This is a genomic window from Rhizorhabdus phycosphaerae (genome assembly GCF_011044255.1).
In the GTDB taxonomy this organism is placed as follows: Bacteria; Pseudomonadota; Alphaproteobacteria; order Sphingomonadales; family Sphingomonadaceae; genus Rhizorhabdus; species Rhizorhabdus phycosphaerae.
Genome location: NZ_CP049107.1, coordinates 4,194,941 through 4,214,456, shown reverse-complemented (window position 1 = coordinate 4,214,456; position 19,516 = coordinate 4,194,941). Strand labels below are relative to the sequence as shown.

At 63.6% G+C, this 19,516-nt stretch carries 23 protein-coding genes; 11 read left to right on the top strand and 12 right to left on the bottom strand.

Features of this window, described 5'->3' with window-relative positions:
- Window positions 1-52: 52 nt before the first annotated feature.
- The 5 genes from G6P88_RS19605 to G6P88_RS19585 all read right to left on the bottom strand — a co-directional run bounded on the left by G6P88_RS19605 (window position 53) and on the right by G6P88_RS19585 (window position 3,536).
- Complete coding sequence (locus tag G6P88_RS19605; RefSeq protein ID WP_165324699.1) at window positions 53-1,660, bottom strand: carbon-nitrogen hydrolase family protein; 1,608 nt, start codon at window positions 1,658-1,660, stop codon at window positions 53-55.
- A gap of 124 nt (window positions 1,661-1,784) precedes the next feature.
- Window positions 1,785-2,045: a hypothetical protein gene (locus G6P88_RS19600; RefSeq protein WP_165324698.1), complete on the bottom strand. Its 261-nt coding sequence runs from the start codon at window positions 2,043-2,045 to the stop codon at window positions 1,785-1,787.
- A gap of 198 nt (window positions 2,046-2,243) precedes the next feature.
- The gene (locus G6P88_RS19595; protein ID WP_165324697.1) at window positions 2,244-2,450 is read right to left on the bottom strand and encodes a cold-shock protein; all 207 of its coding nucleotides are present in this window, start codon (window positions 2,448-2,450) and stop codon (window positions 2,244-2,246) included.
- Between the two features lie 239 nt (window positions 2,451-2,689).
- On the bottom strand, window positions 2,690-3,064 hold the full coding sequence (locus tag G6P88_RS19590) for a nuclear transport factor 2 family protein (RefSeq protein ID WP_165324696.1): 375 nt from the start codon (window positions 3,062-3,064) through the stop codon (window positions 2,690-2,692).
- Between the two features lie 142 nt (window positions 3,065-3,206).
- Window positions 3,207-3,536 carry a metalloregulator ArsR/SmtB family transcription factor gene (locus G6P88_RS19585; RefSeq protein WP_165324695.1) on the bottom strand — a complete coding sequence of 110 codons (330 nt, stop codon included), beginning with the start codon at window positions 3,534-3,536 and terminating at the stop codon, window positions 3,207-3,209.
- Between the two features lie 210 nt (window positions 3,537-3,746).
- Between G6P88_RS19585 and G6P88_RS19580 the strand changes: the two genes are divergently transcribed.
- Window positions 3,747-4,538: an acyl-CoA desaturase gene (locus tag G6P88_RS19580; protein WP_226946651.1), complete on the top strand. Its 792-nt coding sequence runs from the start codon at window positions 3,747-3,749 to the stop codon at window positions 4,536-4,538.
- 28 nt (window positions 4,539-4,566) lie between these two features.
- On the opposite strand, the gene wecB is transcribed toward G6P88_RS19580, so the two are convergent.
- The 3 genes from wecB to G6P88_RS19565 are packed head-to-tail and all read right to left on the bottom strand — an operon-like array spanning window position 4,567 to window position 7,257.
- Window positions 4,567-5,661: a non-hydrolyzing UDP-N-acetylglucosamine 2-epimerase gene (wecB, locus tag G6P88_RS19575; protein ID WP_165324693.1), complete on the bottom strand. Its 1,095-nt coding sequence runs from the start codon at window positions 5,659-5,661 to the stop codon at window positions 4,567-4,569.
- Between the two features lie 54 nt (window positions 5,662-5,715).
- Window positions 5,716-6,732, bottom strand: coding sequence for a cation diffusion facilitator family transporter (locus tag G6P88_RS19570; RefSeq protein ID WP_165324692.1), 1,017 nt, complete (start codon window positions 6,730-6,732; stop codon window positions 5,716-5,718).
- Window positions 6,733-6,741: 9 nt separating this feature from the next.
- Entirely contained in the window at window positions 6,742-7,257 is a 516-nt protein-coding gene (locus G6P88_RS19565; RefSeq protein WP_165324691.1) for a GNAT family N-acetyltransferase, read from the bottom strand.
- 267 nt (window positions 7,258-7,524) lie between these two features.
- Between G6P88_RS19565 and G6P88_RS19560 the strand changes: the two genes are divergently transcribed.
- Together G6P88_RS19560 and G6P88_RS19555 are read left to right on the top strand one after the other, a co-directional pair.
- On the top strand, window positions 7,525-8,718 hold the full coding sequence (locus tag G6P88_RS19560; RefSeq protein ID WP_165324690.1) for a type III PLP-dependent enzyme: 1,194 nt from the start codon (window positions 7,525-7,527) through the stop codon (window positions 8,716-8,718).
- A 117-nt stretch (window positions 8,719-8,835) separates the two neighbouring features.
- Window positions 8,836-9,888 carry a 1,9-bis(guanidino)-5-aza-nonane synthase gene (locus tag G6P88_RS19555; RefSeq protein ID WP_165325312.1) on the top strand — a complete coding sequence of 351 codons (1,053 nt, stop codon included), beginning with the start codon at window positions 8,836-8,838 and terminating at the stop codon, window positions 9,886-9,888.
- A gap of 71 nt (window positions 9,889-9,959) precedes the next feature.
- Here the strand turns inward: G6P88_RS19555 and G6P88_RS19550 are convergent, their stop codons facing one another.
- Both G6P88_RS19550 and G6P88_RS19545 read right to left on the bottom strand, forming a co-directional pair.
- Entirely contained in the window at window positions 9,960-10,403 is a 444-nt protein-coding gene (locus tag G6P88_RS19550; protein ID WP_165324689.1) for a BLUF domain-containing protein, read from the bottom strand.
- 115 nt (window positions 10,404-10,518) lie between these two features.
- The gene (locus tag G6P88_RS19545) at window positions 10,519-10,761 is read right to left on the bottom strand and encodes a DUF6356 family protein (RefSeq protein WP_165324688.1); all 243 of its coding nucleotides are present in this window, start codon (window positions 10,759-10,761) and stop codon (window positions 10,519-10,521) included.
- Between the two features lie 119 nt (window positions 10,762-10,880).
- Here G6P88_RS19545 and G6P88_RS19540 point away from each other — a divergent pair, with 119 nt between their 5' ends.
- The 7 genes from G6P88_RS19540 to G6P88_RS19510 all read left to right on the top strand — a co-directional run bounded on the left by G6P88_RS19540 (window position 10,881) and on the right by G6P88_RS19510 (window position 17,052).
- The gene (locus tag G6P88_RS19540) at window positions 10,881-11,333 is read left to right on the top strand and encodes an Lrp/AsnC family transcriptional regulator (RefSeq protein WP_165324687.1); all 453 of its coding nucleotides are present in this window, start codon (window positions 10,881-10,883) and stop codon (window positions 11,331-11,333) included.
- 129 nt (window positions 11,334-11,462) lie between these two features.
- Window positions 11,463-12,122, top strand: coding sequence for a hydrolase (locus G6P88_RS19535; RefSeq protein WP_165324686.1), 660 nt, complete (start codon window positions 11,463-11,465; stop codon window positions 12,120-12,122).
- A gap of 70 nt (window positions 12,123-12,192) precedes the next feature.
- Window positions 12,193-13,029 carry an alpha/beta fold hydrolase gene (locus G6P88_RS19530; RefSeq protein WP_165324685.1) on the top strand — a complete coding sequence of 279 codons (837 nt, stop codon included), beginning with the start codon at window positions 12,193-12,195 and terminating at the stop codon, window positions 13,027-13,029.
- Window positions 13,030-13,052: 23 nt separating this feature from the next.
- Complete coding sequence (locus G6P88_RS19525) at window positions 13,053-13,301, top strand: DUF1427 family protein (protein WP_165324684.1); 249 nt, start codon at window positions 13,053-13,055, stop codon at window positions 13,299-13,301.
- Window positions 13,298-15,220 (top strand): amidohydrolase, encoded by a 1,923-nt coding sequence (locus tag G6P88_RS19520; RefSeq protein ID WP_165324683.1) that lies wholly within the window; start codon window positions 13,298-13,300, stop codon window positions 15,218-15,220. Before G6P88_RS19525 ends, G6P88_RS19520 begins: the two co-directional genes overlap by 4 nt.
- A gap of 403 nt (window positions 15,221-15,623) precedes the next feature.
- Window positions 15,624-16,340, top strand: coding sequence for a YoaK family protein (locus tag G6P88_RS19515; RefSeq protein ID WP_165324682.1), 717 nt, complete (start codon window positions 15,624-15,626; stop codon window positions 16,338-16,340).
- A gap of 73 nt (window positions 16,341-16,413) precedes the next feature.
- Window positions 16,414-17,052: a YqaA family protein gene (locus G6P88_RS19510; RefSeq protein ID WP_165324681.1), complete on the top strand. Its 639-nt coding sequence runs from the start codon at window positions 16,414-16,416 to the stop codon at window positions 17,050-17,052.
- Between the two features lie 6 nt (window positions 17,053-17,058).
- On the opposite strand, the gene G6P88_RS19505 is transcribed toward G6P88_RS19510, so the two are convergent.
- Together G6P88_RS19505 and G6P88_RS19500 are read right to left on the bottom strand one after the other, a co-directional pair.
- Window positions 17,059-18,063: a glycosyltransferase gene (locus G6P88_RS19505; RefSeq protein WP_165324680.1), complete on the bottom strand. Its 1,005-nt coding sequence runs from the start codon at window positions 18,061-18,063 to the stop codon at window positions 17,059-17,061.
- A gap of 109 nt (window positions 18,064-18,172) precedes the next feature.
- Window positions 18,173-19,102, bottom strand: coding sequence for a LysR family transcriptional regulator (locus G6P88_RS19500; RefSeq protein ID WP_165324679.1), 930 nt, complete (start codon window positions 19,100-19,102; stop codon window positions 18,173-18,175).
- A gap of 91 nt (window positions 19,103-19,193) precedes the next feature.
- On the opposite strand from G6P88_RS19500, the gene G6P88_RS19495 reads away from it, so the two are divergent.
- Window positions 19,194-19,502: a hypothetical protein gene (locus G6P88_RS19495; protein WP_165324678.1), complete on the top strand. Its 309-nt coding sequence runs from the start codon at window positions 19,194-19,196 to the stop codon at window positions 19,500-19,502.
- The last annotated feature ends 14 nt before the right edge of the window (window positions 19,503-19,516 follow it).

Sequence of the window (19,516 nt, the reverse complement as noted above, 5' to 3'; positions counted from 1 at the left end):
TGCTGCGGAAGCCACCTGTTCCAGCACGCTGTGATTGTCCTTGCCGGATGTGTCAGCCGCCGCCCGGCGCTTTCGAGCCGCGCGGCCGGTCCGAAGGCGCCGCTACATCGCGCGGCGGGCTTCGATTCCAGTCGATCCGGTAGAGGTCGAAGCGGCGGTCGGCCAGGTTCCGTACCGTGCCTTCGGCGCGCGCCCAGGTCAGGTCGGCGAGGTTGACGTCGGCGATCGTCACCGTTTCGATATTCTCGCTCGCCTCGGCGGCGATACCGTCGCGGGCGAAGGGAAAGTCGCAGGGCGTGAGGATGCACGACTGCGCATATTGGATGTCCATATTGTCGACGCCGGGAAGATTGCCGACATTGCCCGACAGCACGACGAAGCACTGATTTTCGATCGCGCGGGCCTGCGCGCAATAGCGCACCCGCATATAGCCCTGCCGGTTGTCGGTGCAGAACGGCACGAAGATGATGCGCGCGCCTTCGTCCACCAGCCGACGGGCAAGTTCGGGGAACTCGCTGTCATAGCAGATGAGCACGCCGATCGGGCCGATATCGGTCTGGATCACGTCGACCGAACTGCCGCCCTTTATCTTCCACCAATAGGCCTCGTTCGGCGTGGGGTGGATCTTCTCCTGCGCGTGGATCGATCCGTCCCGCAGGCAGATATAGGCGACATTCTGGATGCTGCCGTCGTCGGTTCGGGTCGGATGTGAACCGCCGACGATGTTGATGTTGTAGCGCACCGCCATCCGGGACAGTTCGCGCACGACCGGCTCGCGATGCTCCGTCATCCGGTCGATCGCCTCCATCGGCGACAGCTCTTCCTCGGCAAAGGACAGCAGCGACATGGTGAACAGCTCGGGAAACACCACGAAATCGGACCGGTAATCGGCGGCAACGTCGACGAAATATTCGACATTCTGGATGAATTCTTCGAAGCTCTTCACCGCACGCGCCTGAAGCTGCACCGTGGCCAGGCGGACGCTCTCGACATCGCGCGGCACCCGGAATGCGAGCGGCTCGTTGGGGTCGACATAGGGATTGCGCCACACCATGTGCGCGGCGAACCCTTCGGACGCCTTGTCATAGGGAAGGTATCCCGACAGCACGCCGATAGGTGAAAAACCATTGCCCAGCTGAAAGCTGATGACCTGGTCGCGGAACTCGCCGGCCGCCACGCGAGCAAGATAGTCATCCGGACCGTCTACCCTGGCCTTGACCTTGGCATAGCCCGGCATGCGCCCGCCGAACACGATGCCGCGCAGCTCCAGCCGCTCGGCCAGCACGCGTCGCGCATCATAGAGGCGCTTGCCGATCCGCAAGCCACGTTGTCGATCGTCGACCGCCATCTCGATGCCGTAAAGCCAGTCGCCGGTCGCATCGTGGCGGCTCCCGAACCCGTTGCCGGTGATCGTCGCCCAGTCGTGCGGGGAGAGGGCAATCGCCTCGTCGATGCGGGAGGACGCGCAATATCCGACGATCTCATCGCCCAGGACCGCTACGAACTGGCCTTCGGGGAAATTGTTGATCTGTCCGCTGACCTGACCGGCGCTGTAATTGCCGAAGCCCGGATAGGCGCGGCCGATCAGCGCCAATATGCCGCCGACGTCATCGGGGACAGCCGTCCGTACTTCGAGAAGAGCGGGGCTTTTCTTCAACATCGCGATTCTCCACGTGACTGGCTGCGTGACAGGCCGCCGCACACCGGTCGCACTGGCAACAGCGTCCGCTTTCCCGACGTCTCGCGGGAAACTAGCGCGCGGTCGCGACGGACGTGGGCGTCTTTCAGCTGCGACCGACGAGAAGCGCGAACAGGTGGTCGAGATTCTGCTGGGCGTCCTGCACGACCGGATTGTCGGCATTGCCCGGCAGCGACAGCGGCTTGCTCATGATGTCGTGCAGCCCTTCGGTCTCGGCGTCGCTCAGCAGGTTCCGCTTTCGCAGGACGATGGCGAGGCTCAATATCCCGTTGAATGCGGCTACGTCGAGCGCTTGCTGGGCCTCCAGCAATTGCTGTGCGGTCAGATCATGCTCCTGCTCAACCATGCGAGCCCTTTTCTGCGGGTGTGGGAAACGCGCATGCCGGGATCAATGGCGAGCGGGCGTCGTGGGCGCTGCGGGTTGGAGAAGCCGGAGGGACGCAGCAGGCCCAAGCTCGGCTGCAATCGGCCGCGCCATGGCCTATCCGGCCGGATGAGGCCCGAGGGAGCAGGTGGCGGACGCTTTCGCATCCGCCATCACGGCTCAGGCTTCCCGAAGGTTCACCGCAGACGTCTTGCCGCGGCGATCGGTCTCGAGCTCATAGGAGACGCGCTGCTCCTTGTTGAGCGTCGACATGCCGGCGCGCTCGACGGCAGAGATATGAACGAACGCATCGCCCGAGCCGTCTTCCGGCGCGATGAAGCCATAGCCCTTGTCGCTGTTGAAGAATTTTACGGTGCCAGTGATCATGAGATAGTCCTTGTCCCACGGTTGCGGGATGCGCCAAAGCGGCACATTCCGGCGTCTTGAAGCTAGAGGGACAAAGGGAGGAGCCAAGGCGGCCCATCATCCGTCGCAGGCGACGTTCAGCCAGACCGGTATAGCAGCTTCTTCCCCAAAGACCAGCCCTCACGGAAAACTATCTCCGACGCCACGGCTCGGAACGCCTGGAAGTGGCCGGAAAACGGAAAAGGCTGGCCAGCACCCGATCAGCCGGCTGGGGCGATCTCGATCGCAACGATGCGGCCGTCCACGACCCGATAGCGCCCCTCCAGCCGCAGCACGATCTCTTCGTCCTGCGCAACCGGGCGCCCCATGAAATCGGCGATATCCGCCCGCGCGGTGAGGCTGTCGTGGATCGCAACGACCGCGACATCCCCCTCGACCCGGATCGCCTCGGGCGTCATCCGATCGACGAAGGCACCGAACATGTAGCGATAGGTCGCCAGATACGCCTCCCGCCCCCGCTGCTCCCCCATCGCCGAGCGCAGGACGACGTCGGGGTGGAGAAGGCCGGCGAGCGCCGCCTCGTCGCACGCGTTATAGGCGGTGTAATAAGCATGGATGGTGTCTTCGATGGTCATAGGCGCCTCTCCCGTGCTGCAACCATTCTTGGTGTGAACCTACCCCGCCGGGCGGGTTTAAGGGAGAAGGCTCAAACATGGTCCGGCTGGCGGCGCCTGGAACGCATCCGCGCGCTTCCGCTCACTTTTGGAACGCACGCGTTCAATCGGACTCGGTCTCACCAGCACTACCCCGCGCCGCGAGCTCTGCACTTTCCCGCTTCAACGGACGAGAAACCGGACACACTTCCTGCACATAGGAATTGAGCGTGTTGAACAGATTATCGGGTATGAGACGATAGAAGACAAACTGACCGCGCTTGTCGCTGGCGATCAAACCGGCATTCTCGAGAATGGAGAGGTGCTGGGAGACGGCGGGCTTCGACATGGAAAAACGCGCGGCAATCTCGCTCGCATTCAGCTCTGCCTCCGACAGATAGGCGAGAATTTTCCGTCTCGGTGCCGAACCCAGTGCTTCGAAGACCTTCTGCATAGCACCAATTAAGGAATAAGCTAATCACTTGACAAGCAGAAACAGTTATTTAGGTAATAGCTTAATTATCTATAGGATTAAGGCATCCAGACGATGAACGGCCGGAGTCAGGATCGCTGCCGGGTCAACTCGCTTATCGAGACGCCTGATTGCAACCCGATCGAGGGCAGCGTTCGGTGGGACGCTGTCCACTCCCTTTGGAATGGAGGGATGCTGATCACATCGCTGATATTTGGCCCGTTATTTCTCGCCTGGGATACGTTCGCGGTCTTCCTCTGCTCCACGGGCGCCACCCTGCTGCTCGGCCACAGCGTGGGTTTCCATCGGCGGCTGATACATCGCAGCTTTGCCTGTTCGCTATGGCTGGAACGGCTCCTCATATGGATCGGCACCTGTGTGGGAATGAGCGGCCCATTCTGGATGGTGCGGACGCACGATTTAAGGGACTGGGCCCAGCGACAACCGGATTGCCATGACTATCTCGCGCACCGGGGCGGTATGCTGCGCGACTATGTCTGGCAGCTGCATTGCCGGCTAATTCTGACTAATCCGCCGGGGTTCGACCTAGGCGTTATGGGCAAGGATAGCTTCTATCGCCTTCTCGAGCAGACGTGGATGTTGCAACAGCTTCCTATAGCTGCGCTGCTGTTCGCCGCCGGCGGCTGGGGTTGGGTCATCTGGGGCGTATGCGTTCGCGTGGCCACGTCCGTAACGGGTCATTGGTTCATCGGCCATCTCGCCCATACACGGGGCCCGCAAAGCTGGGCCGTGGTCGACGCCGGGGTGCAGGCTCACGATATTCCTTGGGCGGCCATCCCGACCATGGGTGAGGCGTGGCATAACAACCACCATGCCTATCCTGGATCCGCTAAGATCGGCATCCACCCTGGTCAATCCGACTTGGGCTACGCTTTTATCAATTTGCTCGAACGAGTCGGCTTGGCTTGGAACGTCATCCTCCCCCAACATCTCGATCGGGCAGAAAAGATCAGGCGCCTCTAAACTTCCGATAGATCGGAATGGACAAAGTCTAAACCGACCGCCTCCTCAAATCCTCCACACAGCGCTCCGCCGTCTGGCCGTCCCACAGATCCGGCCGCTTGCGGTCCTGGCGGGGCTGGGCGAGCGCCGCCAGAAGCCGTTCTAGCAGGGTTTCGGCGTTGACCAGCTGCGCGGTGCCCTCGCTGATAGTGATCGGGCGCTCAGTGTTCTCGCGCAGGGTCAGGCAGGGAATGCCCAGATAGGTCGTCTCCTCCTGAATGCCTCCGCTGTCGGTGATCACCGCTGCTGCGCCTGCGACGAGGCTCATGAAGCGGACATAGGCGGCGGGGCCGACAAGAGTCAGGCCTGCCGCCTCCAGCTTCGCCACGCCGGCCTCGCCGAGCCGCTGGCGGGTGCGCGGGTGGACCGGGAAGATCAGCGGTAGATGCGCCTGCACCGCGATCAGCGCGTCGACCAGCCGGTCGAGCTGCTCGGGCACGTCGACATTCGAGGGCCGGTGCAACGTCACCACGCCATAGCTGCCCGCCGCGAAGCCGAGCTCGCCGGGATAGTCGGCGGCGAGGATGGCGGGGCGGACCAGCTCATAGCTGTCCATCATGATGTTGCCCACGCGCGTGATCCGGCTTTCGGGGATGCCCTCGTCGCGCAGATTCTGGTCGGCGTCGGGCGACGGAGTCCACAGCACGTCGGCGAGCACGTCGGTGACGAGGCGGTTGAGCTCCTCGGGCATGTCGCGATCGCGGCTGCGCAGGCCCGCCTCCAGATGGACGATCGGAATGCGCAGCTTCGCCGCCGCCATCGACGCGGCCGCCGTCGAGTTGACGTCGCCCACCACCACCAGCCAGTCGGGACGCTCCTCGATCGCAAGCTTCTCGTAGGCGATCATCACCCGCCCGGTCTGCTCGGCATGGCTGCCCGAGCCGATGCCGAGATGATGGTCGGGCGCCGGCAGGCCCAGATCGGCGAAGATGTCGTCCGACATCGCCGCATCATAATGCTGGCCGGTGTGGACGATGACCGGCCTGAAATCGCTGGTCGCCTTCAGCGCGTGCCAGAGCGGCGCGACCTTCATGAAATTGGGGCGGGCGGCGGCGATGAGGTGGACGATCTTGGGCTCGGTCATGCGCAACGACCTACCGAAATCTTCGCGCTTGTCGAGCCGCTGCAGCCTTGCGGCTCAATGGTGATGATGGCCGTGATCATGAACGTGGCCATGCGCGGGATGGTCGTGCGAATCGTGCCCGCCCGCCCCGTCGGCGCAATCCACATCGGCGCAGCGGCCGCGCTCGATCTGGAAGGTCGCATGGCCGATGCCGAATTCGTCGCGCACCAGCCGCGCGGTGGACAGCAGGAAATCATCCTGCTCGATCAGTTCCGGCATCACCAGATGGGCGGTCAGCGCGGTCTCGGTCGTGCTCGTGGGCCAGATGTGGATGTGGTGGACCGCGGTCACGCCGGGCAGCGTCGCCAGGCGGGCCGAGACCTTCGCAGGGTCGATCCGGCTCGGCACGCCCGCCAGCGACATCACAAGTGAGTCGCGGAACAGCCCCCAGGTTCCGGCCACGATGACCGCAACGATGACGATACTGATCGCCGGATCGATCCACAGCGCCCCCGTCCGCGCGACGAGGAAGCCCGCCACCACGACGCCGGCGGAGACCGCCGCGTCGGCGGCCATGTGCAGGAAAGCGCCCCGGATGTTTATGTCGTCCTCGCCACCCCGCAGGAACAGCAAAGCGGTACCGAGGTTGATCGCGATGCCGACCGCAGCCACCGCCATCATCATCCCGCTCTGGATCGGCTCCGGCTCGAAGAGTCGCTGGATCGCGCCGAGCGCGATCGCGCCGCAAGCGACCAGAAGGAGGATGGCGTTGAACAGAGCCGCGAGAATCGAGGAGCCGCGCAGGCCATAGGTGTAGCGCGCGCTGGCGGGGCGCTTGGACAGCGCATAGGCGGCCCAGGCCATCAACAGGCCCAGCACATCCGACAGATTATGGCCGGCATCGGCGACGAGCGCGAGCGAGCCCGAGGCCAGCCCGGCGGCGCCCTCGACTACCACGAAGCCGAGGTTCAGCGTCACGCCGATGGCGAAGGCGCGGCCGAACTCCTTTGGCGCGTGGCTGTGCCCGTGACCGTCATGCGCGTGGCCCGCATGATCGTGGCCCGCGTGATGGTGGCTATGTGCGCTTGTCATGGCGTCCATCTACAGCGTTTTTTCGAGCAGGACGAAATGAAGATCGTTGCCCGCATCGGAACCTGATCCGCTCGCCTGCCCCGGAAAGGGGCGGGTCTCCCCGGTCGGACCATAACCGCGCCGTCCATACCATTGCAGCAGTTCGGGGCGCCGATGGACGACGTAGAGACGCATCCGCCGTGCTCCTGCGCTACGGGCGGCATCTTCGGCGGCGGCCATGACGCGCTGGCCGAGACCGTCCTGCTGCCGGGCCGGGTCGACGCTCAGCATCCCCAGCTGCCAAAGGCCGTGCCCCTCGTCCTGAAGGCGGACGGTGGCGATCGGCGCGCCCGTTGCGCCGTCCCGCACAATCAGCAGTCGCACCGACGGGTCCGCCAGGTCTTGCCGGATCTCGTCCTCATCGGCCCTGGGCTCGGCGATGAAGTCCTCGACCGTCCAGCTTCGCTGCTCGCCCCAGCCGCGATAGGCGCGGTTGACCAGGTCCACGATGGCGGGGATGTCGGATTCGTTCGGGCGCATGAGCATGGCTTGGTTGAGCCATTTCGACGGCCGTCAGGCAAGCTCAGGCTGCGAGTCGCATCCCCTTCACGGCGTCGGCGGCGCAGATCGCCTCATGCATTTCGCCCCATAATCCGGCCATTTTCGGGATCGGATGAACCTGCTGGACGCCAAGTGGAATTTCGAAACTTTACATGGGGGTCAACGCACCATATATCCGCGCCTCCGCTGCCCCATGGGACTTCCACCGCAAGGCAGCTTTCTTGCCCACGTTACACCCGGAGGTCCCTTGAGTTGCACAAGCACCATAGCGCGCTGGGGCTAGCTTCGTCCCTTAAGCCGGTTCAGCCGGTAACGCTTCTTCGTCCCCACGCCGCTGCGCGGGCTGCCAGGTTCTTCGTCGAGAAGTTCCAGGGTCGCTCGATGTATGCCGTCAAGGCGAATCCCTCCCCCGATCTGATCCAGATCCTGTGGGAGAACGGCATCACGCAGTTCGACGTGGCGTCGATCGCGGAAGTGCGGCTGGTCGCCGGCATCGCGCCGGACGCCAAGCTCTGCTTCATGCACCCGGTCAAGGCCGAGGAAGCGATCGCCGAAGCCTATTTCGACTATGGCGTCCGCACCTTCTCGCTCGACTCGCTCGAAGAGCTGGACAAGATCGTCCGCGCCACCAAGGGCGCGACCGACCTGACGCTGTGCGTCCGCCTGCGCGTCTCCTCGGAGATGTCGAAGCTCAGCCTCGCGTCGAAGTTCGGTGTCGAGCTGGCCGATGCCAAGGAACTGCTCCTGCGCACCCGCCAGGTCGCCGACGCGCTGGGCATCTGCTTCCACGTCGGCAGCCAGGCGATGAGCCCGTCGGCCTATGTGCAGGCAATGGAGAAGGTCCGTGCGGCGATCGTCTCCGCAGCGGTCACGGTCGACGTGATCGACGTCGGTGGTGGTTTCCCGTCGGTCTATCCCGGCATGGAACCGCCCGCTCTCGAGGCCTATTTCAACGCCATCCACCAGGCATTCGAAAGCCTGCCGGTGTCCTACTCGTCGGAACTGTGGTGTGAGCCGGGCCGTGCGCTGTGCGCTGAATATGCCAGCCTGCTGGTCCGCGTCGAGCGTCGTCGCGGCGACGAGCTCTACATCAACGACGGCGCCTATGGCGCGCTGTTCGATGCCGCGCATGTCGGCTGGCGCTTCCCGGTCCAGCTGCTGCGCGACGGCGAACCGCGCATCCGCGACACCGGGTTCAGCTTCTACGGCCCCACCTGCGACGACATGGATCGCATGGCGGGACCGTTCGTGCTGCCGGGCGACGTCAATGTCGGCGACTATATCGAGATCGGCATGCTCGGCGCCTATGGCTGCGCGATGCGGACCGGCTTCAACGGCTTCACCGCCGGCGAGCGGGTCATCATGACCGACGAACCGATGGCGTCGCTCTACATCGACGACGACACGCAGCGCGAAACGGTTTCGCACAACGTCATCACCCTGTAAGGGCTGCGCAGCAGTAAAGCCCGTCTCCGGCGGAAAGCCGGACCATCCGCCTCATGTGAGCGACGATGGTCCGGCCTTCCGCCGGAGCTGCGGCCGTTTTGATTTCCGGAGACCATGATGAACACACCCTCTGTCAACGACACGCGCAAGGCCGAGCTGCTTTCGACGCAGGTCGAGCATATCGACATCACCAGCTTCGACGCCCGCCCGATCATCGATGCGATGGGCAAGATGAGCTTCACCAGCCGTGATCTCGCGCGCGCGACCGGCATCTACAACCAGATGCTCGAGGATCCCGACTGCACGATCTTCCTGGTGATCGCGGGCTCGACCTCGGCCGGCGGCTGCATGGACGCCTATGCCGAACTGGTCCGCTCGGGCATGGTCGACGCGGTCGTCGCCACCGGTGCCACGATCGTCGACATGGATTTCTTCGAGGGCCTCGGCCACAAACATTATCAGGCGCTCGAAGTGCCCGATGACGACACGCTGCGCTCGCTGCTGATCGATCGCATCTACGACACCTATATCGACGAAGAGCAGCTTCAGGACTGCGACTTCACGATCAACAAGATCGCCAACTCCCTCGAGCCGCGCGCTTATTCGAGCCGGGCCTTCATCCGCGAGATGGGCAAATATCTCGTCGAGCATGGCAAGAAGGAAAACAGCCTCGTCAAGCTAGCCTATGAGCATGATGTGCCGATCTTCTGCCCGGCCTTTGTCGACAGCTCGGCGGGCTTCGGCCTCGTCAAGCACCAGGTCGACTGCATGAAGGCGGGCCGCCCCTATATGATGATCGACGCTATCGCGGATTTCCGCGAGCTGACCGACATCAAGATCAAGGCGGGCACCAGCGGCCTGCTGATGATCGGCGGCGGCGTGCCCAAGAACTTCATCCAGGACACCGTCGTCTGCGCCGAGATTCTCGGTCATGAGGATGTCGAGGTTCACAAATACGCGGTACAGATCACCGTCGCCGACGTGCGCGACGGCGCCTGCTCGTCTTCGACGCTGCAGGAAGCGGCGAGCTGGGGTAAGGTCAACACTGGCATCGAGCAGATGGTGTTCGCCGAGGCCGGCTCGGTCCTGCCGCTGCTGGCGTCCGACGCCTATCATCGCGGCCACTGGAAGAACCGCGCCAAGCGCGCCTGGGGCAAGCTGTTCGACTGATCGCAGTCGACAGGGACAAGAGACGAGGCCGGATCCGCAAGGGTCCGGCCTTTTTCATTTGGGTCGATGGATCAGGGCTGGAGCGAAGGCCGGCCGATAGGCGACCCGGCCTTGCGGCTCTCCTGCGCCATGCGCTGAATCAGCATATAGAGATCGCCTACCTCGTCGGCGGCCCTGCTCTCCAGCAATTTGCCGATCTGGGCGTCGACATAGCCCGCGTCGCCCCAGTAGGACAGGCTCCAGCCGACGAAGCGATAGCCGTCGATCGGCCTCCGCTCGATCACCGTCACCTGTTCGTGCCGGCAGTCGCTTTCGATGCTGAGCATGACCTCCTCAACGGCATCGCGCGGCCCTTCGATCAGTTGGGCAAAATGTCGTTCGGTGAACAGCAGGGACCCGCGGATACCCAATTGAGCATTGCGTTGCGTAGAGACGGCCACGATCTGGTCGATCTCCGCAGATTGCGAGGGCATCGTGAGCAGACTGCGGCTCACATAAATCAGCGACTGAAACATAGCCTTGCAATACAATGCTTTGCGTACCTCGCAGTTACGATAACTACGTAGGAATTGTAAAATAGTGTAAACTTTTGTCTTATTGCGTCTCACCATCGGCCATATTGCACTGGCCTCAATCGGAAAGATTCGAACCTTCCGTGATCTGCGATCTCCGCCGACGGTTCGTCACCATCCGATCGTGCAACCGGGTGACGAGGCGGCTGGCGGTGCTTTCGCACATGCACGGCACAAGGGCGTGGAGCAGGCAGGCGACCGCGGCCAGTCCAAGAAGCCCGGCAAAGCTCGCAGCATGGGCGAAATGCTCCGCATAATTTTCTCCGACCGATGCAGGGTGATCCAGAAACAGCCTTTTCATCGTCGTCTCCTCGCCACCAGATTATGTGCGACGGGCGAGAGATTTTTTCTTTTATCTGTCTATGATCTGGAGATGTGCAAACATATAATTCTCGATAGGCTCTCCTAGGGAGAATATGGATGCTTGACGCCACCGACAGGCGAATCCTGACCCATCTGCAGAAGGATGCGACCCTGTCGCTGGCGGCGCTGGCCGAGGCGTCGGGGCTGTCCCAAACCCCCTGCTGGAAGCGGGTCAAGCGGCTCGAACGCGAGGGTTATATCCGGGGTCGCGTCACCCTGCTCGATCCGGCGAAGATCGGCCTCAAGACGGTCGTCTTCGTCGGTGTCCGCGCGAACGAGCATAGCGAGGACTGGCTGTCGCTGTTCGCGCGCTCGATCGCGGAAATACCCGAGGTCACCGAGTTCTACCGGATGAGCGGCGAGACCGATTATCTGCTGAAGATCGTCTGTGCCGACATCGACGACTATGACCGTATCTACAAGCGCATCATCCGGGCGGCGCCCTTGCGCGACGTGACGTCGTCCTTTGCGATGGAGCAGATCAAATATTCGACGGCCCTTCCGCTCTGATCGGCTTCTTTTCGATAAAATAGAATAGTTCGGACAATTTTATACGGCTGCATCGGAGGCAGCGACTCCCTTAGACCTGCATTCAGCCCGGATGGACGGGCGAACGGATTGCATGAGGGAGCAAGAGACATGACCATCACCGCCACGCCGACCGCCGGAAAGACCCTGCTGTCGCCGACCGACCACAGCCTGATCCTGATCGACTTCCAGTCGCAGATGGCCTTCGCCACCAAGTCGATCGCGCCGGAGCTTCTGCGCAACAACGCCGCGCTGGTCGCCAATGCTGCCGCCGGCTTCAACGTCCCGACCATCCTGACCACGGTGGCAGAAAAGAGCTTCTCCGGCCCGATGTTCGCCGAGATCACCGACGCCTTCCCCGGCCAGAAGCTGCTCGACCGCACCTCGATGAACACGTGGGAAGATGCCGGCGTGATCGAGGAAGTGAACCGCATCGGCAAGGAGCGCCTCGTCTTCGCCGGCCTCTGGACCTCGGTCTGCATCGTCGGCCCGGTCCTCTCCGCGATCGACCAGGGCTTCGAGGTCTATGTGATCACCGATGCGAGCGGCGACATCTCCCAGGAGGCGCATGAGCGCGCCGTCGAGCGGATGATCCAGGCCGGTGCCCGCCCCATCACCTCGCTGCAATATCTGCTCGAACTGCAGCGCGACTGGGCCCGCTCCGACACCTACGACCTCACCACGGGCATCGCCCGCAAATGGGGCGGCGCTTATGGCCTCGGCATCACCTACGCGAAGGCTATGTTCGACGCCTCGGAAGGTTCACACTGACATCGCATCCTCCCGCGGCGGAACGGCCGCGGCGCTCGACGACCAACCCAATACGCGAAAGGATTTCACCATGACCTATGTCACCACCCAGGACGGCGTTCAGATCTTCTACAAGGACTGGGGGCCCAAGGATGCCCAACCGATCATGTTCCACCATGGCTGGCCGCTGTCCTCCGACGACTGGGACGCACAGATGCTGTTCTTCCTGTCGAAGGGCTATCGCGTCATCGCCCATGACCGCCGCGGCCATGGCCGGTCCGCCCAGGTCGATTTCGGCCACGACATTGCCCATTATGCGGCCGATGCGGCAGCGGTGGCCGAGCATCTCGACCTGCGCAACGCCGTCCACATCGGTCATTCGACAGGCGGTGGCGAAGTGGCAGCCTATGTCGCGCGCCATGGCTTGCCGCAGGGTCGCGTCGCCAAGGCCGTTCTGGTCAGCGCGATCCCCCCAATCATGGTGAAGACCGAGCGCTATCCGGGCGGATTGCCGATCGAGGTGTTCGACGGCCTGCGCGCCGGCCTCGCGGCAAACCGCTCGCAATTCTTCCGCGATGTCGCCGCAGGCCCATTCTACGGCTTCAACCGCGACGGCGCCGACGTGAAGCCCGCTATCGTCGACAATTGGTGGCGTCAGGGCATGATGGGCAGCGCGCTGGCCCATTATGAAGGCATCAAGGCCTTCTCCGAGACCGACCAGACCGACGATCTGAAGGCGATCACGGTGCCGACGCTGGTTCTGCATGGCGATGACGATCAGGTCGTTCCGTACAAGAACGCTGCCGTCCTGCAGGCCGAACTGCTGCCCGATGCGACGCTCAAGATCTACGAGGGCTATTCGCACGGCATGCTGACGGTGAACGCCGACGTTCTCAACGCCGACATCCTCGCCTTCATCCAGGCCTGACCGAAACCGAAGGAACGGACGCCATGCGGATCTACCTGCTCTCGATGGGCGCCGGACTGCTCGCAGGCCTGCTCTACAGCCTGATCGGCGTCCGTTCCCCCGCACCTCCGGCCGTCGCCTTGGTCGGATTGCTCGGCATCCTTCTGGGCGAGCAGGCGCTGCCGGCCGCCAAAAGGTTGTTCTCCAGCCCCGAACGCAGCATCCTCGTCGGCCAAGACCTTCCGGCCCAGGACCAGGGCACGGCCACAGAAACCGGAAAGGGCGGCGCATGACCATCACTCGCCGTCAGGCACTCGCCGCCGCCGCCGCCCTCGCCGCCACCCCAGGGAAAGCCTTCGCCATGAACAGCCAGGACGTCATCGTCACCAACGCCCGGATCACCACGCTCGATCGCGCAAATCCGACGGCCGAAGCGCTGGCGATACGCGACGGCAAATTCCTGACGGTCGGCAGCGAGGCCGAGGCCCGCGCCGCCGCCCCAGGCGCGAGGATCGTCGACGCCGGCGGCCGGCGCCTGATCCCCGGTCTGATCGACAGCCACATCCATGTCATCCGGGGCGGTCTGAACTATAATATGGAGCTGCGCTGGGAAGGCGTTCCCACCCTCGCCGACGCCATGGCGATGCTGAAGAAGCAGGCCCAGAACACCCCTCCGCCGCAATGGGTGCGCGTCGTCGGCGGCTTTACCGAACATCAGTTCGCGGAGAAACGCCTGCCGACGATCGACGAGATCAACGCCGCCGCACCCGACACCCCGGTCTTCATCCTTCACCTCTACGACCGCGCCCTCCTCAACGCGGCCGCCCTGCGTGCCGTCGGCTACACCAGGGACACGCCCAATCCGCCGGGGGGCGAAATCGTTCGCGACGCCCAAGGTAATCCGACGGGCCTGCTGCTGGCACAGCCCAATGCCACGATCCTCTACGCGACCCTCGCCAAGGGGCCCAAGCTTCCACCCGAATATCAGTTGAATTCCACCCGCCACTTCATGCGTGAGTTGAACGCCCTCGGCGTGACCAGCGTGATCGACGCCGGCGGCGGCTATCAGAATTATCCCGACGATTACGAGATCATCGAAAAGCTCCACAAGGACGGCGAGCTTAGCCTGCGCATCGCCTATAATCTGTTCACGCAGAAGCCGAAGGAAGAGCTCAGGGACTTCGCGACCTGGTCGACCAAGGTGAAGCCGGGCGATGGCGACGACAGCTACCGCCACAATGGCGCGGGTGAGATGCTCGTCTATTCGGCCGCCGACTTCGAGGATTTTCGGGTCGCCCGGCCAGATATGCCGCCGAATATGGAAGGCGATCTGGAACCCGTCATCCGGCTGCTCGCCGAACGGCGCTGGCCCTGGCGCCTGCACGCCACCTATGACGAGACGATCGGCCGCGCGCTGGACGTGTTCGAGAAGGTCGACCGCGACATTCCCCTCAAAGGCCTCAACTGGTTCTTCGACCATGCCGAGACGATCAGCGAGCGCAACATCGACCGGATCGCGGCGCTAGGCGGCGGCATCGCGGTACAGCACCGCATGGCCTATCAGGGCGAATATTTCGTCGAGCGCTATGGCGCCAAGGCCGCCGAGCGGACGCCCCCGATCAAGCGGATGATGGCAGCCGGCCTGCCGGTCGGCGCCGGCACCGACGCCACCCGCGTCGCCAGCTACAACCCCTGGGTCTCGCTGTCGTGGCTGGTAACGTCGAAGACGGTGGGCGGCCTGCGCCTCTATCCGGTCGCCAACCGGCTCGACCGCGAGACGGCGTTGCGCCTGTGGACCGAAGCGAACACATGGTTCTCGAACGAACAGGGCAAGAAGGGGCAGATCAAGGCCGGCCAGCTGGCAGACCTCGTCCTGCTCTCCGACGATTATTTCTTGGTGCCCGAGGATGAGATCGTCAGGCTGCGATCGGTGATGACGATGCTGGGCGGCAAGGTCGTCCACGGCGAAGGCGACTTCGCCGACCTCGCGCCCCCGCTGCCCCGGCCGATGCCCGACTGGTCTCCGGTCGCGACCTTCGGCGGCTATTGGCGGGCGCCCGACGCGCGCGCGAAAATGGCTTCCGCCTGCGGCTGTTCATCGTCCTGTTCGGTCCATGGCCACGACCATGCATCGGCGCTCGGCGCAAATGTGCCGGCGGCGGACGTCCAGAGCTTCTGGGGCAGTCTCGGCTGCGGCTGCTGGGCGGTCTGAGGAATCTAGAATCTGATAGAAAGATCGTTATCCATCCTATTGTAAAATAATTTATTTTAAACCTCATTCTCAACCGCAACTCATTCCTCCCCGGCCCGGGGAGGGCGACCGGCGAAGCCGGTGGAGGGGAAACGGCAATGAACAAAGATCGGGGCTGGGAGGAGGAGAGAGAAACCCCTCCACCATCCTGGGGATGGTTCCCCTCCCCTGGCCGGGGAGGATCGCATAGGCCTGGGGCTGGCGCGATGCGTGCGCCAGGTAGGACAGTGCCGGACTGAATCCCCTGTCTGACCTTTCGATATTCTTGAATGATCAGCACCAGCTTTTACCGGTGTGAGCCCGATGGTCTCCGGCGTAGACCGACTGCATCTCACCGCAATCATCCGGAGCCGAAGGGTCGAACATGCCGCACCAAGACGTTGCCGCTCCCAGGCCGCCCCATAGCGCCGCCCTGCCCTCGCTCCTGCTGCTGCTGTCCGTCACGACCGGGCTGGTCGATGCGATCAGCGTGCTCGGTCTCGGCAAGGTGTTCACTGCCAACATGACCGGCAATGTCGTCTTCCTGGGCTTTGCAGTGGCGGGGACACCGGGATTCCACCTGGCACCCTATCTGGTCGCGCTGCTGTCCTTCATGGTCGGTGCGCTGGTCGGCGGTCGTGCGGGTCAGGCCCATCGCGGTCGACCGCTTCGTCGCTGGCTGATCGTCGCGGCGGGTATCGAAGCCAGCCTGCTGTGGATTGCAGCCTATGTCGCGGTCGGATTCGATATCGCCGACCAGTCGCCGACGCCGGATTTCTATGCGATCATCGCCCTCACCGCGCTGGCCATGGGCTTCCGCAACGCCACCATTCGACAGCTCAAGGTCCCCGATCTGACGACGACGGTACTCACCCTTACCCTGACCGGCCTCGCGGCGGACTCGGGCTGGGCCGGGGGAGCCAATCCGAACTGGGGTCGACGCACCGCCGGGGTCGTCGCGATCTTCGTCGGCGCGGCCATTGGCGCAGCGATGGTGATACGCTGGGGCCTCATGCCGCCGCTGCTGTTGGCCGGCCTACTGACCGTTGCCGGCACCCTGGCCTGCGCAGCCCATCCGAGCGCAGCCGGCACCGCAGAATAGCCCGGGCGCTTATGGCGCTTCCACCCGGGACGGTCAGCCTCTATCAGGCGGCAGGACTTTCGGGGGGATTTGAATGCTGCGCCGCCTGTACAACTGGACCATGGCCAAGGCGGCGCACCGCCACGCCGAATGGTGGCTGGCGGCCTTCGCCTTCATGGAAGCCAGCTTCTTTCCGGTGCCGCCGCATCCCCTCCTCGGCCTGATGTGCCTGGCCGAACCGAAGAAGGCGATCCGCTTCGCAGCGGTCGCGACACTGGCCTCGGTAGCGGGCGGGCTGCTCGGCTATGCGATCGGCCATTTCGTCTATGAGGCGTTCGGCGAAGCGCTGCTGCGCGCTCTCGGCCTCGCGGAGAGTTTCCCCAAGGCCGCCTGCTATCTGCGCGATTATGGCGCCGAGATCATCATAGTGAAGGGCGCGACCCCGATCCCGTTCAAGCTGCTGACGATCACCGCTGGCTTCATCGGCATGAATCTGCTGGTCTTCATCGGCGCGTCGATCGTATCGCGCTCTATCAGCTTCATGATCGTCGGCGTTATGTTCCGCCTGTTCGGGGCGCCGATCAAGGCGGTGATCGACCGGCATCTGGGCAAGGTGACTGCCGCTTTTGCCGTTCTGGTGGTGGCCGGTTTCCTCGCGATCGCCCTGCTCGGCGGCGGCGCGAAGCAGACGAACGAGCGATGCGCGGCCGCGCAGGAGATCCAGCGCAGCTAAGACTGCTCAGTTCCACTCCCTGGAAAGAGCTTCGGTTAGGCCGGCAAGCATCTGCTGCTGGTCCTTCACATAGGCCTCGCGCGCGGCGGCGCCCATTTCCCCGCGCTGGCTCAACGTCAGGCTCTCGACCCGGTCAACTGCTTCTTCCAGCAATTCCATCGTCGTGTCGAAGCTTTGTCCCATGTTGAGCGGCGAACTCGCTATAGTCGGCACCAATATCCCGAAATCCGGCCGGACCAGTTCGTTCATCGGCGGTGCGTCGAGCGCGACGATCACCGCCCCCATCGCGCGGCTCTCGTTGATATAATGTCCAAAGCCTTCGGTCGCCGAGGTGCAGAGATGGATACCGCTCGCCGCAAGCTCTTGGAAATATTGTTCGTTGGTCGGGAAGAAGCCGAGAAACATGCGCAGATTGTCGGCCCCGATCCACTTGCCGGTCTTGATACCTATGTCCGAGCCATAGGCCTGGACCGACAGAAGCGGCAGATCGGGCCGCTTCGCCCACAGATCAACGAGTATCTGGCTGTGCCGCGTGGGCGCCTTGCCTCGAAAATGTGCATAGCCGCGATGTTCGCGCACAGTGATACCGGGATCGCGCGAGGTGAAGCCGACCTGATGATGACGCGCATTCGGGAGATGAGGTGAAAGCGTCTCCATCGAGAAGCGATTCCGATGGAACACCGCGTCGACCATGCGGCCGGCCCGGTCCACATCCTCGGCCAGGAACCATTCGGGATTGGGGATCAATATGCGCGATTTATAGTCCTTCAGGAAAGACCGCTCGAACACCCGTTCGATGAAGATCGCGACCCGGCCTCGCTCGGCCAGATAGCCAGGCGGGGGATCATCGCGCTTCCCGTCCTCATAGAGAGACATGCGACCCCGGCTCGGTCGCACGGTGATACGCCCCCCGGACAGCTTCCGAATGGCCGACTGTATGACCAGCGCGCAATGCTCGAGGCCCGTGCTCCAGGCCGGATAGAAGAGGTCGATATAGTTTTTCTCCGTCATATCGGCTCCGCCTATCGCGGACCGTCCCGCACCCTCTTCCGTTATCATTCCGTAACGGATTTCATGCAGGGAACAACGGGTCGGGAAGCCGGCAACAAAATGTAACCGGTCAGATATCGCCGAACCCCTCCTCCTCTTCGTCATTCGCACCGAGCGTCACGAACTGATCGAGCAGCCAGGAGCCGGCCGGGCCCGGCGGCGTGTCGCTGCGCCAGATGCCGTTGAAGCGATAGGTGCCGCCGATATGATCGGGCATGTGCAGCCGCACGAGCGTGCCGGCCACCAGGTCGGGCTCGATCATCGGCAGCGGCATGTTGCCCCAGCCGATGCCCTGCCGGAGCAACTGATGCTTCGCGCCGAGGTCGGCCAGGCGCCATGTGCGGTGGCTGAGCACCGAATAATCCTGTCCGTCGGTGAAGCGCGAGCGGTCGGTGAGCACGATCTGGACATGCTCCCGCCCCATTCCCGGCGGGATTTTCGCGGTGCGCCCCAGCGGATGGTCGGGAGCCGCAACCGGCACCATCGGCACCGATCCTGCCGACACGAGTTCGATGCCGCTGACGCCTGCTGCGAGCGGCCCGGATATGCCGATGGTCGCCACCCGATCGAGCACCATCGCGGTGACCGCGCCGAGCGCCTCGACATGCAGGCGCAGCGATACGGTCGGGAAGCGTTCCGCGAAGGCTCGAAGGACACGTCCGAGCCGCTCGGCTGGAAGCATGACGTCGACGGCAAGGTCGACCTCGGCCTCGAGCCCGTCGAGCAGACCCTTCACCTTGGCACGCAGACCGTCGATCCCTTGCGATACCATGCGGGCTTCGGACAACACCGCGCGGCCCGCCGTGGTCAGGACCGGCTTGCGGGTTCCCTCGCGATCGAAGAGCGTCAGGCCGAGCTGCGCCTCGAGATTGCCGATACCATAGCTGATCACCGACACCGCCCGGTTGAGCTTGCGCCCGGCGGCCGCAAAGCTGCCTGTCTCGACCACCGCGAGAAAGATCCTCAGCTGGTCGAAGGTCGGCATGCCCGGATTTGACATTTCAATTTCCTCGAACGGTTCGACCGATTTTATCTATCTGAACGGATAAGTCGAGAGCGGGTAAACCCTCCTCAACAGGAAGGAGGACGATATGACGACCGCCCAAAACACTGCCCCCGAACTGAGCCGCACCGAGTGGAAGGCGGTCGCCAGCGCCTATGAGGAAGCCGAAGCCTATCGCTCGGTGCCCCGCAAGCGCTCGCTCCTGCGGACCGCACTGGACCGCGTCACCGGACAGCATTCTGAACTGCCGGCGCTCGATCCCCGGGCTGACGCACTGCGTCGTTTCGTCTGCACCGTGCGGCGTACCCGCCGGGCCGACGAGCGGCTGGTTCCCGAACTGCTCGGCCTCGGCTTCAGCCGGGCGCAGGTGGACGCCCTCACCCTGATTTCGGCCTGAAACCAAGGCCCTGC